This is a genomic window from Micromonospora sp. CA-248089, assembly GCF_050948515.1.
GTDB lineage: Bacteria > Actinomycetota > Actinomycetes > Mycobacteriales > Micromonosporaceae > Micromonospora.
In genome coordinates this window covers 6,307,851-6,321,967 of record NZ_CP192016.1, presented here as the reverse complement: position 1 = coordinate 6,321,967, position 14,117 = coordinate 6,307,851, and the positions used below count along the sequence as shown (strand labels likewise).

Genomic DNA, 14,117 nt, shown 5'->3' with positions numbered 1-14,117 from the left:
GGTCAGCCCTGGCGGACGCAGCAGCCCTGGCACACCTTGGGCCGGGGCAGCGTGAACGCCAGGCAGCAGGTGCGTCGCTGCACCGTCGGCTCGCCGCCCGGGCCGGGCACCAGCTCGACCAGGTCGCTGAGGTCGAGCGCGTCCAGCACCGCGCCGACGGCCGCGGTGGACGAGCCGGGCAGCGCGTCCGACGCCCGCAGGATGCCGTGCGCGATGCCGGAGGCCACCGAGCCGAGCAGCGTACGGGTGCCGATCCGGACCTCGCCCTGGATGGCGCCGATCAGCGGCGCGAAGTGGGCGTCGAGCAGGGACGCGCGCAGCGCGCCGAGCAGCGCCGCCTCGTCCGGGACCACCAGGACGCCCGGAGCGCCGGCGAGCGCCAGCGGGTCGCTCGGCAGCACCGCCACCGGGGTGGAGGCGCGCAGCCCCAGCGTGAGGAGCTGGTGGTGGTCCTCGAAGTGCACGAGCACGTCGGCCGGGCCGAGCAGCGGCACCCGGCGGGCGGACGCCCAGCCGAGCACCGCTGGGAGCGCGGTCCAGTAGCTGTAGGACTTCCAGGCCAGCGCGGCGCAGGCGTGCGGGGTGCCGCCCCAGCGGCGGCCGGCGGCGGTCAGGAACTCGGACAGCAGCGTGCCGTCGATCAGGCGGGTGGCGGGGGACCAGCGATCCAGCTCGTCGTGGACCAGCAGGCCGGGCGCGAGGCCGGGCAGGTCGTCGGTGCCGAACATGGCGCGCAGGGTCGCGGTCACCGGGGCAAGCGGGGTTGCGGCGTCGCGCCCCGGCATCACCGCAGTCACCTGGCCGTCCCCTGTCCTGTCGCCCTGCGGTCGGCGCCTGTCGTCGACCAAAGCTAAGGCTAGCCTAACCACCCTCCCGGCGGGAGGGGAAGAGGTGCCGCGGCATCGCGGGGAGGTCCCCGTCACTGGCGCGCCGTCGCGTACTACCCGGCCCGGACGACGGAAAACGCCGCCGGAGAACCGGCGGCGGACGGCGTAAGGATCGGCGTACGTCGCTGAAAAGTCAAGGTGAATGTCGAATACGAGGCAGTTTCCGTACACGTTCGGCCACTCAACGTGAAAATGGTCTTCCCGCGTACGAGGAAGCTGATGACGACCTCACCGATCGAGCGTGCCGCGGACTCGTTCGCGGCCGAACTCGCCCGGCACCGGACCGGCCGAGGGCTGTCCAAGAAGCAACTCGCCACCATGATGGGCTTCGACCCGTCCTACGTCAGCCACGTCGAAGGGCGCCGGCACCGGCCCACCGAGGACTTCGCCCGCCGGGCCGAGGCCGTCCTGGAGGCCAGCGGCGCGATCTGGCAGCGCTTCCGGGAGTACGACGAGCTGCGGCACGGCCGCACCGGCGCGGCGCACCGCGATCCACCCGTCCCTGGCCAGTGGCTGCCTCCGGGGACCGGCCTGGTGGTGGAACGGGAGGCGGCCACGCTCACCCACACCGGTGACAGCTACCACTGTGCGATCCGGCGGGAGCTGTACAACGCGGGAACCGAACCGGTCACCCGCTACCTGGTCCGGGTCGCCGTCGACCGCTACCCCAACGACCCGGGCCGCTCCAACCGGCACCACCGGGAACACCCGCTCACCTTCGCCGAGCTGCAACTCACCGCGTACCGGGACGACGGGAACGGACGCGAGCCGATGCACTGGCGGGCCAAGCACGACCGGGACGCGTTCAAGGAGATCTGGCTGCTGTTCGAGAACGACGAGGGACGCTTCCCGCTCTACCCCGGCGACCGGGTCACCATCGAGTACGCGTACCGCGTCGGCCGGGACAAGTGGGGCCCCTGGTTCCAGCGGGCCGTACGCCTGCCCACCCGGCACCTGGCGGTGCGGCTCGACCTGCCTGCGGACCTCGACCCCAAGGTGTGGGGTGCGGAGACCTCGCTGTCGGCGGAGGAGGGCCCGCTGCGTACCCCGATCCAGCGTGCGGTGGACGGCGGCCGGGTGGTCTTCGACTGGGGGACCGACGACCCGCCGCTGAACGCCCGCTACCGGATGCAGTGGCGGTTCCGCAGTCCCGAGCCGGACGCCGAACCGGACAGCGTGCCCACCGGCGGCGCCCGGGTACGGGCCAGCGACCGGATGCGCGCAGTCGGCATCGTGCAGCGGGGCGACGACCTGCTGCGGCAGCGGGCCCGCCAGTTCGACCTGCCGGCCGACGAACCGCACGCCCGGCAGGTGATGGACCGGCTCGCCGCGATGCTGGTCCGCTTGGACGAGCTGCACCCGTTCAGCAAGGGCGTCGGCCTCGCCGCGCCCCAGCTCGGCATCGGCTGGTCGGCGGCGCTCGTGCGCCCGGCCGACCGGGCGGCCGACCCGGTGGTGCTGCTCAACCCCCGGGTGGTGGACGCCGCCGCCGAGACCGACGAGCAGTACGAGGGCTGCCTCTCCTTCTTCGACCACCGCGGCCTGGTGCCCCGGCCGCTGCGGATCGACGTGGAACACGCCCTGTGGGACGGCAGCCGGGTGATCACGTCCTTCGAGTACGCGATGGCGCGGCTGGTCGCGCACGAGATCGACCACCTCGAGGGGCGGCTGTACGTCGACCGGATGGCACCCGGCGTGCCGCTGGTACCGGTGGAGGAGTACCGCGAGACCGGCACCCCCTGGCGTTACTGAGAAACGGGGGGCCGGGTCGCGTGCCCCAGGGGGCAGGGGCACGCGACCCGGCTCGGGGGGAGCAAGGTTCAGAGGTTGCCGAACGTGTCGTACCGGATGTGGTCCGGCGGGACGTCGTCGGCGGCGAGCGCCCGCAGGGTGGATCGCACCATCGCGGCCGATCCGGAGACGTAGCAGTCGTGCGTGGTCCACGGGCCGTACCGGGTGACCACCTCGGAGACGTCACCGAGTTCGCCGCCGAAATCCGGGTCCTCGCTGCACGCGGGTGTCACCGACAACCACGGGTGGGTCGCGACGAGGTCCTCCAGGCCGGGCAGCCCGTACAGCTCGTCCGGGCGGCGCGCGCCGTAGAAGACGTGCACCCAGCGGGTGCGGTTGACCCGGGTCAGCTCCTCCACCAGCGCCTTGATCGGGGCCAGGCCGACGCCGCCGGCCACGCAGAGGACGTCCCGGGTGGACTCCGGGTCAAGCGTCATCGAGCCCATCGGCGCGGCCACCCGCAGCAGGTCACCCGGTTTGGTGCGGCGCACCAACGCGCCGGACACCCAACCGGCGGCGCCCGGCGGCGTCCGTACGTGGAACTCCAGCACGTTCTCCTCGTTCGGCGCGTTCGCCACCGAGTACGTCCGCCACACCCGCGGGTGGTAGCGGGGTGCCTCCACACTGACGTACTGCCCCGCCCGCCACGGCAGCGGGTGCTGGAGCGCGCGGACGGTCAGCACGGCCGTGTCCGGGCCGTGCCGCTCGTGCGTGAGCACCTCGGCGTGCCAGTACGGCGGGTTGCCGTCGGCCTCCGCGCCGGCCAGCATCCGCGCGCTGATGCTCGCGTACGCCTCCCGCCACGCCTGGTCGTACTCCAGGTTCCAGCCGTCCCCGGCGGTGCTGCGCAGCGCGTCGAGCAGCGCGACGCCCATCGTCGCGTAGTGCTCGGCCGCCACGTGGTACTTGCGGTGGTCCCGGCCCAGCGCGCGCAGGTACTCGTCGAAGCTCTCCGGGTCGCCCACCGTCTGGGTGGCGGTGACGATGGCCTCCAGGATGCGGTCCCCCTGGCCGTTCATCTGCACCGGGAAGAGCTTGCGCAGCTCCGGGTCGAGGAGGAACAGCCGGGCGTAGAAGTGCCCGCTGAGCCGCTCCCGGTGCTCCTCGACCAGGGCCCAGCTCTCCTTCAGCAGCCGCGCGAAGTTCTCCACAGGGGCACGCTCCTTCTCCGTACGGGCGGATCGGCAGCCATAGAATGTCCACGGAGCGTGTGTGCCGGTCGCACAGACTGTGCGATCGTCGGGCCGGACGCCGAAGTGATTTCATGGTCCGGTGACGGTTGACGAGCTGGCCCGCCCGGTCTCCCGCCGGATGCTGGGCACCGAGACGCTGCTCGTGCTCGGTCTGTCCCTCGGCCAGTCGGCCGTGTACGCGCTGGTGTCGCTGATCGCCAAGCTGACCGCGACCGGTGGCCTGTCGAAACAGACCGCCGCCCTGAACACCTCCGTGTCGGCCCGGCCGTACCTCGACCTCACGTACCAACTGCTCGGGATCGTCTTCGCGTTGCTGCCGGTGCTGCTCGCCGTACACCTGCTGGCGCGTGACCCCGGCGACCCGTCGCGGACGCTCGGCGTCGACTTCCGGCGGCCCGGCTCCGACCTGGCCCGGGGCGCGGGCCTGACCGCGCTCATCGGCCTGCCCGGGCTGGCGCTGTTCTGGGTGGCGGCACAGCTCGGCCTCAACGCCACGCTGGTCCCGGCCGCGCTGCCGGACCTCTGGTGGACGGTGCCGGTGCTGATCCTCGCCGCCGTGCAGAACGCCGTGCTGGAGGAGGTGATCGTGGTCGGCTACCTGATCACCCGGCTGCGGCAGCTCAACTGGCGGATCGGCGCCGTGCTCGCCACGAGCGCCCTGCTGCGCGGCTCCTACCACCTCTACCAGGGCTTCGGCGCCTTCGTCGGCAACGCCGTGATGGGCGTGATCTTCGGGCTGTTCTATCTGCGGACCCGCCGGGTCGCCCCGCTGATCGTCGCGCACACGCTGCTCGACATCTTCGCGTTCGTCGGCTACGCGATGCTGCCGAAGTCCTGGTTCGACTGGCTCTAGGTCGTCGCCTCCTCGCCGTGGTGCGCCGGTCGGGGCGCGGTGGGCTCGGTGCCGGTGCGGGTCAGGCGCGGCGTGGCCGGTACCGGGCGACCGCCCGCGCGGCCAGCCGCTCGGCCGTCGCCGTACCGCCGGTCGCGGCCGCCAGCGCCGCCGCCCCCGGCAGCAACCGCGCGGCCAACCGCAGGCCGAGCCAGCCGCCCGCCTGCGCCGCCACCGGCGTGGCCAGCCGCCAGGCCGCCTCCGCCACCCGCCCCCACGGCCCGTCCGCCGGCGCGTCGGCAGCACGGGCCGCCGCCAGCGCTGCCCGAGCGGTGCCGTCGTCCGGGTGCACCAGCGTGAGCACCAGCAGTTCGGCCGCCCGATCCGGATGCGCCGGATCCCGCCCGTACGCCGCCGCCAGATGCAGCACCAGGTTCGCCTGCGTCCACAGCACTGCCGCCAGCTCCGCGACCGGTGCGAACATCCCGGCCCCGGCGGCCAGCGCCCCACCCGTACCGGCCATCCGGACGAACCGCCGGGTCGCCAGCCGGGCCACCCCGTCGGCGTCCGCCTCCGGGTAGGCCCGCCGAACCTGTTCCACCCAGGCCGAGGCCCGCGGCCCGAGCGCGTCGACCGCCGCCAGGGCCAGCAGCTCCGGCGCGAACCCGGGGTGGTCGCGCAGCTGCGGCCCCACCGTCCGCCAGCCCGTTTCCGGGGTACGCGCGACGTCGAGTTGTGCGGGTGCCCGCGCGACGACGACCGCAGTCGTTGGCGGGCTCGCCTCTGCCGCCGGTGGCGTGGCTTTCGTGGTCCGGAGGGTCCGGGCAGCCTTCTTGACCGCCGGCGCAGCCTTCTTCGGGGCGGCTTTCTTCGCGACCGGGGCGGCCTTTTTGGCGGCGGGAGCGCGGCGCGTCCGTTTCGGCGTCTCCTCCCCGGCCGGTGGTGACGCCGACTCGGCCGGAGGCTCGGCAGCCCTTCGCTGCCCCGCTGTGACGGGCCTCTCCTCGACCGGAAGCGTGCCCTCCCCGGCGCTCGGCGGCGGCTCTGCGGCGGTCGTACCCGAAGGAGTGGCGGAAGTCCCCGAGGTGGCCAGCTCTGACGGCGGCGTACCCGGGCCGTCGGTGGAAGCCTGCGGGGTGGCGCGCTCGCCGGGCGTACCCGGATCGGCGGGTGAAGGGTCGGCGGCCGGACGCGGGCGCGGCGCCGGCGGTGCGTCGGCGGTCGGCGCCGGCGGCTGGAAGACGACAGTGGGCGCCGCCCGGCGCGGTCGCCTGGGTACCGGTGTGTCGCTGGTCGCGGCCCCCGCCGCGGGGTCCGCGACCTGTGGTGGGCTGAACGTCGGTCGTGGGGAGCGGCTCCGCCGGGCCTTTGGGGCGGGCTCGCGACGGGGCGGATCGCTCGGCGGCTGCTCCTGCATATCGATGGAGCGTAGCCGTGGGAGTGATCCCGCACACGACGAAAACGCGGTGGAGGCGGCCGGTCCGATAGTCGCTTTGCCCCCGGCGGGTGCGGACCTGTATCCTCGGGCGCGGTGACCTCGTGGGTCACCAGGGAGACTTCGCCTAGTCTGGTCTATGGCGCCGCACTGCTAATGCGGTTGGGGTCTTAAAGCCCCTCCCGGGTTCGAATCCCGGAGTCTCCGCGCGAAAGCCGGTTGTGTAGACTGGCCGAGCACCAGGCGCCCGTAGCTCAACGGATAGAGCATCTGACTACGGATCAGAAGGTTAGGGGTTCGAGTCCCTTCGGGCGCACAGACAGCCCCCTAGCAGGCCCAACGGCCGCTAGGGGGCTTCTTGCTGTCTAGCCGTTCCTGTGAAGACCTCCTCGTTCCGCGAGTTGTACGCGTCGTCCCTCGGCGGACGATCGGATGATCGCGTCCAGGAGTCGGTGACGTGTGACGGCGTGGGCGAAATCCGGGGCGGTCGTGGTGCCGTTGACGAGATCGTTCCGGATCGCCGCGTATGTGTGCGCCAGGTTGTGGATCGGTGTGCCGGCCAGGTGGGGGTAGTCGTCGTGGCCATCGGGCAGTGTCAACGGCGACAGTGGGGCGCGGCCTCGTGCGCCGCGCACCGTAACGGGCCCGAGGTGGGGGTATCCGCTCGCGGAGGTGATTTCGAGAGTTCCCTCGGTACCGTCGATGAGCAGCGAGAACCAAGGTCCGGACAGAGTTGCTCCACGGTGGTGGGCGGAGAGGATCGCTCCGTCGGGTAGCCGGCCGGAGACGGCGATCTGGTCCTCGGCGGTCATCGGGACCGTCTGTCCGGTGCGGCCGAGCGCAACGATCGGGCGCCGGGTCGCCGTCGAGGCGACCACGTCCTGCAGCTCGCCGACGACCATCGACACCGTGTCGATGGCGTTTCCGAACGCAATCGTGAGCATCGTGGCGCCGAGCGTGCGATCGAGGGTGTATCGCATGCGCTCGGAGACCGGGTTGCCCCACTCGACCGATGAGGCCAGCACCGTCGCGGACAGCACGTTCCCGACGTACCCGTCGGCGACGAGGCCGGCCAGCCAGCGGAAGGTGGGCGAGGAGCGCCCGTGAAGCCCGATGAAGGTACGCGTGTCGCGGGCGGCGCCTTCCATCTCCTCGGCTTCGGCCAGGTCCACGGCGAAGGGCCATTCGCTGAGCACCGGCACTCCCGTCCGTAGCGCGGGCAACACCAGCTCGCGGTGGTGGGGCACCTTGACCGCGACGACCACAAGGTCGACGTTCTCGTCCTTCACGAGTTGGTCGACCGAGGCGTAGCCGGGCACCCCGAACGCGGCGCCGGCAGCAGCGGCCGACGCGGGGGAACTGGTCGCCAGGGCGGTGAGTTCCATGCCGTCGACTGCCGACAACGCGGGCAGGTGGGCCCCGGCCGCCCATCCGCCGGACGTGCTGAGCCCTACGATCCCCACGCCGAGCGGGCGTCTCCCGGGATTTCCCATCACGTTTCGTCGCCCTTTCGCGTGCTTGCGCCGTGCGGGGTGGTCACGTCGGCCAGGCGAGCAGTGCCGTGTCGACGATCTCGTCGAGCGTGTCGGGTCCGAGGCCGTTCGCGGCCTGGACGGCGATGCCGAATCCCGTCGTCATGACGTATCGGGCGAGGCGTCCCGGGTCGGCGTGGCGTGGGAGGTCGCCCTCCTCGACGGCGCGCCGGAAGCGCGCCTCGAGCTGGTCGCCGGCGTCGACGCGCCAGGTGACCAGCACGTCGTGCGCGGGGCGGCTCTGTTCGCTCAGCGCCAGCGCACCCTGCACGGACAGGCACCCCGCGGGGCGGCCGGGCGACGTCGTCGTGCGGACGGCTCCCCGTAGGAATGTCTCGGCCACCGCGCGGGCGGTGGGCTCCCGCAGGGCGCGGGTCACGTAGGAGGCCGGCCCTTCGGCGTAGCGCTGCACAGCCTTGCGGAAGAGCTGCTCCTTGTTGCCGAAGGCGGCGTACATGCTCGACTTGGTGATCCCCATCGCGCTGGTCAGGTCCGTGAGGCTGGTGCCGTCGTACCCCCGCGCCCAGAACACCTGCATGGCCCGCTCCAGTGCCTCGTCGACGTCGAACTCTCGGGGGCGGCCGAGGGCGGTGCTCTGGGATCCACTCATGACGGCATCCTCCTCGATTCGGGGTCGGCAGGGTCGACGGACCGCCATGCCACCTGTTCCTCTCCTCACCGCCGACTTTACTCCCGGTCGGTCCAGATGTGCTAGCGTTCTGTACCGACCGGAACTTAAAGCGGTCGGGCCTACTACAGGAAGAGGAACACCACGATGAGAACCATCTCGCTCGGCGCACTGGAGACCTCCCGCATCGGTCTGGGCGCCATGGGCATGTCGGCCTTCTACACCGGCGCCGGCCAGCGCGACGACCAGTCCATCCGCACCATCCAGCGGGCCCTTGACCTCGGCGTCACGCACATCGACACCGCCGAGGCGTACGGCCCTTACGTCAACGAGGAACTGGTCGGCCGCGCCGTCAAGGGACGCCGGGACGAGGTGGTGCTCGCGACCAAGTTCGGTCACCTCTCGTACACCGGCCGCCCGGGCAACGACAGCAGCCCGGCCAACGTCCGGCTCGCAGTGGAGGGATCGCTGCGCCGCCTCGGCACCGACCACCTGGACCTCTACTACCAGCACCGGGGCGATGGGGTCACGCCGATCGAGGAGACCGTCGACGCGCTGGCGGAGCTGGTGGCCGAGGGCAAGATCCGCCACATCGGACTGTCGGAGGCCGGGGCCGCGACGATCCGGCGGGCGCATGCCGTTCACCCGATCGCCGCGGTGCAGTCCGAGTACTCGCTGTGGGTCCGCGACCCCGAGGCCGAGGTGCTGCCGGTCCTGCGCGAGCTGGGCGTGGGTTTCGTCCCGTACGCCCCGCTGGGCCGCGGGTTCCTCACGGGGGGCATCCGCACCCTGGACGACCTCGACGCCGACGACTGGCGCCGTACCAACCCCCGCTTCACCGGCGGCAACCTCGAACGCAACATGCGCATCGTCGACGAGGTCCGCGCCGTCGCCGCCGAGGCCGGGGCCACGCCCGCGCAGGTCGCCCTCGCGTGGCTGCTCGCCCAGGGCGACGACATCGCCCCCATCCCCGGCACCACACGCATCGACCGGCTCGAGGAAAACGCCGCCGCCGACCGCATCACCCTCACCGACGACCAGATCACCCGACTGCGGAACCTGACACCGGCCACCGGCGACCGCTACGACCAGGCCAACATGGCCGCCCTCAACCACTGAGCCGGTCGCCACCCCCGGTCGTCCCCGAAAGGTGGCGCACAGCCTTGAAGGGCATCACATCACCACCCGTCACATGGCATCGAACGATGTCTCGACCGCCGGCGGCCTGGCGTCCTGGGCCGGCGTCGGCTCTCTGAGTCTCGGCATCTTCGCGTTCATCATTGCCGAGTTCCTGCCCGCAAGCCTGCTTCCGGAGATCGCCGACGGCCTGCACGTGTCCACCGGCGCGGCCGGGCAGGCGCCATCGCAGTCATTGCCGGCGGCCTCCTGCTCACCTCGCTGAGCCGCCCGAGCCACTAGCCAGTCCTGGCCCACATCCCGCCACGACGACCGCACGGTACCCCGTCCGCCGCTAGACCCGGACGCAATGACGTACCGACCGATTCATCTGTCAGTGACGCCCGTGCACCAGAACCGTCCGCTGCACGCGATTTCGCCGTGCAGCCGGATCGACAGCGATCGGCACAAGGCCGACCACGCTTGAGGAGAGAACCATGAGAACAAGAATGACGGTCCTGATCAGGACTGCCGTCGCCGCCATCGCTGGAATCGCCGTTCTGACCGGGCCCGGACCGGTCCCATCGAACGCCGGCGTGAACCTGCGGCCGGAGTCGGCCGTCGCGCAAGGCGTCACCACCGGGCTGCCCTACCGGCCGCCGGACGGCTTCCAGTCGAAGTACGCGCAGGTGAACGACTTCCGGATGCACTACCTCCGCGGCGGCAGCGGCTCGCCGGTGGTGCTGCTGCACGGCTTCCCGCAGACCTCCGCCGAGTGGGCGCCGCAGCTCGAGGCACTCGCCAAGGACCACACCGTGATCGCGGTCGACCTGCGCGGGACCGGTGACTCCTCCGTCCCGCAGAAGGGCTACGACACGGCCCAATTGGCCGACGACGTGCACAAGCTGCTCACCCGGCTCAACCTCAACAAGGGCGTCCAGATCGTCGCCCACGACATCGGCGCGTGGATCGCCTACCCGTACGTCGCAATGTGGCCCGACGAGGTCAGCCGAATGGTGGTGATGGAAGGGCCCATCCCCGACCGGTCCCTCTACACATTCCCGGCCTTCCCCGCGGAGGGGGCCCTGTCGACGTGGCACCTCGGGTTCTTCCAGAAGGACTTCGCTCAGGACCTGGTCCGTGGACACGAGCGCGACCTGGTCAAGGGGTTCGTCGAGCAGTACCTGGCAGTGGACGGGGCTTTTGACGACCGCGACTACGAGTTCTACGCCCGGTACCTCCGCGAGCCCGGCCGGTTCAAGGCGTGGATGAACATGTACCAAGCCCTCCATACGGACATCGCCCAGAACGAGAAGTTCCGGAAGGCGGGGCTGCTCCAGATGCCCGTCCTGGCCGTCGGAGGCGAAGAAGCGCTCAGCGGCGCCGTGGGCACTCAGTGGCAGGGCTACGCCGCCGATGTCGAGACCCAGGTCATGGCTGCCACCGGTCACTGGCTCACCGAGGAACGACCGCAGGAGCTCACCAGGATGCTCCTGAAGTTCCTGCGCTGACGACGGGCAACACGGACACCCCATAACCGCCAGGGCGTGCGCGGTCCTCGGACCGGCACGCCCTGGCGCTCGACGCGCCCGGGCGCATAGTTCCGGAAAACTTCCGGAAAATCATTGACGTGCTCGAAACGCCGCTGCAATACTCCGAGCGCCGGCAACATCAATCTCTGTCGATTGACGCCATGCGTCGTCAGGTGTTACCCGTCCCGAGGAGGACCTGCGCATGTACGCCAGCATCGGCGGCTCCCGCCGCCCGTCCGCCCCCCGAACATCGCGTCTCACCGTCCGGTTGGCCGCGCTCGCCTCCGCCGTGGCGCTCAGTGCCGTCGGTCTCGCGGTCGCCGCCACTCCGTCCAACGCCGCCGTCTGCAACGGGTACGTCGGCCTCACCTTCGACGACGGGCCGACCGGCAGCACCAGCGCACTGCTGTCCGTGCTGCGCGCGAACGGCGTACGCGCGACCATGTTCAACGTCGGCCAGAACGTGCAGAGCAACCCGTCCGCCGCGCGGGCCCAGGTCGACGCGGGCATGTGGGTGGCCAACCACAGTTGGAACCACGCGCACATGACCTCGATGAGCCAGAGCCAGATGCAGTCGGACCTCTCCCAGACCAACTCGGCGATCCAGTCGGCGACCGGCGTCCGGCCGCAGTTGTTCCGCCCGCCCTACGGGGAGACCAACTCGACTCTCCAGTCGGTCGCCTCGTCGCTGGGCCTGCGCCAGGTGATCTGGGACGTCGACTCCCAGGACTGGAACGGCGCCAGCGTCAGCCAGATCGTCTCCAACGCCAGCCGCCTCCAGGCCGGCCAGGTGATCCTGATGCACGACGGCATCCAGAACACCCGCGACGCGATCCCGCAGATCATGGCCAACCTGAGCAGCCGTAACCTCTGCCCGGGCATGATCTCGCCGAGCACCGGCCGGGCGGTGGCCCCGGACGGCACTCCGCCGCCGACCACTCCGGCGCCGACCGGCACGCCGACCACTCCGCCGCCGACCACTCCGCCTCCCAGCGGCACGTGCACAGCGACGGCGACGACCCCCAACGTCTGGGGTGACCGGTACAACACCTCGGTGACGGTGCAGGGGGCCAGCAACTGGACCGTGGTCGTGGCTCTGACCCCGCCGCAGCGGGTCTCCACCACCTGGAACGGCTCCCCCAGTTGGGACAGCACCGGTTACGTGATGACGATGCGGTCCAACGGCAGCGGCAACACCTTCGGCTTCACCACGATGATGAACGGCAATAGTGGCGCCAGACCTCAGATCCGTTCCTGCACCGCGGGCTGATCCCGGTGGCCCGCCCCCGCCGACGAAGACGGCTGAGGTGAGCGTGGTCGACCAGGTGCCCCTACGGCGAACTCCAGCTGACCCTGGACCGTAGGGGCACCCCGGCGGAGGCTGATCGATTGTCTTCCCGGAGCAAGAAGGCGCTCAGTGCGCGATCGCAGTTGCCTCCAACTCCACCAGTACGTCGGGCTCGAAGAGGCGGTCGACCCCGATCAGCGACGCCGGCGGAAGCGGCTGCGGCAGCCCGAGCTCCTCGGCGACCGCCTCGATCCCGGCCATGAACGGCCCGATCTTTTCGGGCGTCCAGTCGGTGACGTAGAAGGTCAACCGGACCACGTCAGCGAACGAGGCGTCGGCGCCGGCGAGGGCGCGGCCGGTGTTGCGCAGCACCTGCGCGACCTGTCCGGCCAGGTCCCCGGGTGCGACGGGCGAGCCGTCGTCCAGTCGGGCGACCTGGCCGCTGACGTGGATGTGGCGCGACCCGGTGGCCACGGCGACGTGGTGGTACGGCGTGTGCGGCTGAAGACCGGCTGGGCTGAAAAGGGTGACGGACATCGGTGCTCCTCCACTGGGCAACTGAGGTTTACCATTGATACCTAGTTGACGGAGGACACTTCAAGGAGACCTGGTTTCATGAGCGATACCGCCACCCCCGGTGCCGGGGAGCTGCGCATCGACACGCCGCACCGCGAGCTGCTCGACCAGGTGCTGGACAAGTGGTCGCTGAGCGTCCTCAACGAGCTGTGCGAGCGTCCGTGCCGCTTCAACGAGCTGCGCCGCGCGATCCCGGCGGTGACCCAGAAGTCGTTGACGGCGACGCTGCGGCGACTCGAACGCAACGGCATCGTGGAACGCCACGTCGTGGCGACGCGACCGGTCGCGGTCGAATATCGGATCACGCCGCTGGGCAAGACGCTCCGTGCACCGATCGACGTTCTCCTCGACTGGGCCGACGCTCACATGTCCCAGATCGAGCACGCCCGCCGGGCATTCGACGCCGAGCTGGACTGACTGCCGGGGCGGCAGCGGTCCGCCCCGGCGCCACGTGTCACTCGCAGACCATGCCGTCGTTGTCCCGGTCGATGTACCAGTAATACTCCGGATCCTTGCCCTGCTTGTACGGGCCGTACCCGTTGGCGTTCGCCTCCTTGCAGGTGCTGAAGCGCGGGTCGTTGCCGCCACCGCCCGAACTGCCGCCACCGCCCGAACTGCCGCTACCGCCCGTGCTGCCGCCTCCGGAGCTGCCGTTGCCGCCATCCGGCTCGCATGCCTCGCCGTCGAGGTCGCGATCCAGCCCGGTCCGGTACCCCGGCTCGCCGCGCAGCAGCGGCGCCTTGCCGGCTGCGCGTACGGCATCGCAGTTCTTGTAGTAGACGGCGGGCTTCGTGGTCTTGCGCGGGCTCGGCTTCGCCGCGGGCTTCGCGGTGGTCGGCGCGGCAGTGGTGGGTGAGGGTGATGGCTCCGGCGACACCGCGCCGGCCTCGGCGGTGGGGGCCGTAGTGGTCGGCGCCGCGACTGTCGGAACCTCCTGGGCGACCGCCTTCTCCGGCGATCCGCTCGGCTCGGAAGCGGTGCACCCGGTCATGCCGGTGCCCAGCAGCGCGCCGCAGCAGGCGAGGCCGAGGAACGCCTTGATCGCAGCCGACCGGCGGCCCCACCACAGTCGTGTCGGTGGCGCGAACGGGATGCCGGGCCTATCGGGCAGCGGCGCCTGTTCGCGCCGCGGATTCTGGGGAGGGAGTTCGGTCACAGCGGGCAGTGTGGAGCGACGTGTCCGCACGGGAGTGTCGTTGAGCCGACAGACCGGCCCTTACCGGCGCGATGAGTGACGAAGCGGTCGGTGCCGGCCGGAGCATCGGCATCGACGCCGCGGATGATCGGATCCGGTGCCTCGCCGAACG

Annotated in this window: 14 protein-coding genes and 2 tRNA genes; 9 read left to right on the top strand and 7 right to left on the bottom strand. The window is 71.2% G+C overall.

Annotation, left to right across the window (positions count from 1 at the left end):
- Window positions 1–2: 2 nt before the first annotated feature.
- Window positions 3–785, bottom strand: coding sequence for a hypothetical protein (locus tag ACQP26_RS29655; RefSeq protein WP_269706969.1), 783 nt, complete (start codon window positions 783–785; stop codon window positions 3–5).
- 321 nt (window positions 786–1,106) lie between these two features.
- Here ACQP26_RS29655 and ACQP26_RS29650 point away from each other — a divergent pair, with 321 nt between their 5' ends.
- Window positions 1,107–2,639, top strand: coding sequence for a peptide deformylase (locus tag ACQP26_RS29650; protein WP_269703515.1), 1,533 nt, complete (start codon window positions 1,107–1,109; stop codon window positions 2,637–2,639).
- Between the two features lie 68 nt (window positions 2,640–2,707).
- Here the strand turns inward: ACQP26_RS29650 and ACQP26_RS29645 are convergent, their stop codons facing one another.
- A complete protein-coding gene (locus ACQP26_RS29645) occupies window positions 2,708–3,829 on the bottom strand; it encodes a globin domain-containing protein (RefSeq protein ID WP_433494553.1) in 1,122 nt (373 codons plus the stop codon).
- A 121-nt stretch (window positions 3,830–3,950) separates the two neighbouring features.
- On the opposite strand from ACQP26_RS29645, the gene ACQP26_RS29640 reads away from it, so the two are divergent.
- Complete coding sequence (locus ACQP26_RS29640) at window positions 3,951–4,724, top strand: CPBP family intramembrane glutamic endopeptidase (RefSeq protein ID WP_433494552.1); 774 nt, start codon at window positions 3,951–3,953, stop codon at window positions 4,722–4,724.
- Between the two features lie 61 nt (window positions 4,725–4,785).
- On the opposite strand, the gene ACQP26_RS29635 is transcribed toward ACQP26_RS29640, so the two are convergent.
- Window positions 4,786–5,397: a hypothetical protein gene (locus tag ACQP26_RS29635; protein ID WP_269703518.1), complete on the bottom strand. Its 612-nt coding sequence runs from the start codon at window positions 5,395–5,397 to the stop codon at window positions 4,786–4,788.
- An 857-nt stretch (window positions 5,398–6,254) separates the two neighbouring features.
- Between ACQP26_RS29635 and ACQP26_RS29630 the strand changes: the two genes are divergently transcribed.
- Window positions 6,255–6,345, top strand: a tRNA-Ser gene (locus tag ACQP26_RS29630).
- A gap of 36 nt (window positions 6,346–6,381) precedes the next feature.
- Window positions 6,382–6,454: transfer RNA gene (locus tag ACQP26_RS29625), tRNA-Arg, on the top strand.
- A gap of 49 nt (window positions 6,455–6,503) precedes the next feature.
- Here the strand turns inward: ACQP26_RS29625 and ACQP26_RS29620 are convergent.
- Entirely contained in the window at window positions 6,504–7,631 is a 1,128-nt protein-coding gene (locus tag ACQP26_RS29620; RefSeq protein WP_433496227.1) for a Gfo/Idh/MocA family protein, read from the bottom strand.
- A gap of 43 nt (window positions 7,632–7,674) precedes the next feature.
- On the bottom strand, window positions 7,675–8,280 hold the full coding sequence (locus tag ACQP26_RS29615) for a TetR/AcrR family transcriptional regulator (RefSeq protein ID WP_433494551.1): 606 nt from the start codon (window positions 8,278–8,280) through the stop codon (window positions 7,675–7,677).
- A 165-nt stretch (window positions 8,281–8,445) separates the two neighbouring features.
- Between ACQP26_RS29615 and ACQP26_RS29610 the strand changes: the two genes are divergently transcribed.
- From ACQP26_RS29610 to ACQP26_RS29595, 4 genes are all read left to right on the top strand, one after another.
- On the top strand, window positions 8,446–9,417 hold the full coding sequence (locus ACQP26_RS29610; RefSeq protein ID WP_433494550.1) for an aldo/keto reductase: 972 nt from the start codon (window positions 8,446–8,448) through the stop codon (window positions 9,415–9,417).
- Window positions 9,418–9,490: 73 nt separating this feature from the next.
- Window positions 9,491–9,700, top strand: a complete 210-nt coding sequence (locus ACQP26_RS29605; protein ID WP_433494549.1) for a hypothetical protein — start codon at window positions 9,491–9,493, stop codon at window positions 9,698–9,700.
- Between the two features lie 211 nt (window positions 9,701–9,911).
- The gene (locus tag ACQP26_RS29600) at window positions 9,912–10,925 is read left to right on the top strand and encodes an alpha/beta fold hydrolase (protein ID WP_433494548.1); all 1,014 of its coding nucleotides are present in this window, start codon (window positions 9,912–9,914) and stop codon (window positions 10,923–10,925) included.
- Between the two features lie 223 nt (window positions 10,926–11,148).
- Entirely contained in the window at window positions 11,149–12,216 is a 1,068-nt protein-coding gene (locus tag ACQP26_RS29595) for a polysaccharide deacetylase family protein (RefSeq protein ID WP_433494547.1), read from the top strand.
- Between the two features lie 144 nt (window positions 12,217–12,360).
- On the opposite strand, the gene ACQP26_RS29590 is transcribed toward ACQP26_RS29595, so the two are convergent.
- A complete protein-coding gene (locus tag ACQP26_RS29590) occupies window positions 12,361–12,771 on the bottom strand; it encodes a RidA family protein (protein ID WP_281579507.1) in 411 nt (136 codons plus the stop codon).
- 78 nt (window positions 12,772–12,849) lie between these two features.
- On the opposite strand from ACQP26_RS29590, the gene ACQP26_RS29585 reads away from it, so the two are divergent.
- Window positions 12,850–13,227 (top strand): winged helix-turn-helix transcriptional regulator, encoded by a 378-nt coding sequence (locus ACQP26_RS29585; RefSeq protein ID WP_269703526.1) that lies wholly within the window; start codon window positions 12,850–12,852, stop codon window positions 13,225–13,227.
- A gap of 37 nt (window positions 13,228–13,264) precedes the next feature.
- On the opposite strand, the gene ACQP26_RS29580 is transcribed toward ACQP26_RS29585, so the two are convergent.
- Window positions 13,265–13,966 carry an excalibur calcium-binding domain-containing protein gene (locus ACQP26_RS29580; protein WP_281579508.1) on the bottom strand — a complete coding sequence of 234 codons (702 nt, stop codon included), beginning with the start codon at window positions 13,964–13,966 and terminating at the stop codon, window positions 13,265–13,267.
- Between the last annotated feature and the right edge of the window lie 151 nt (window positions 13,967–14,117).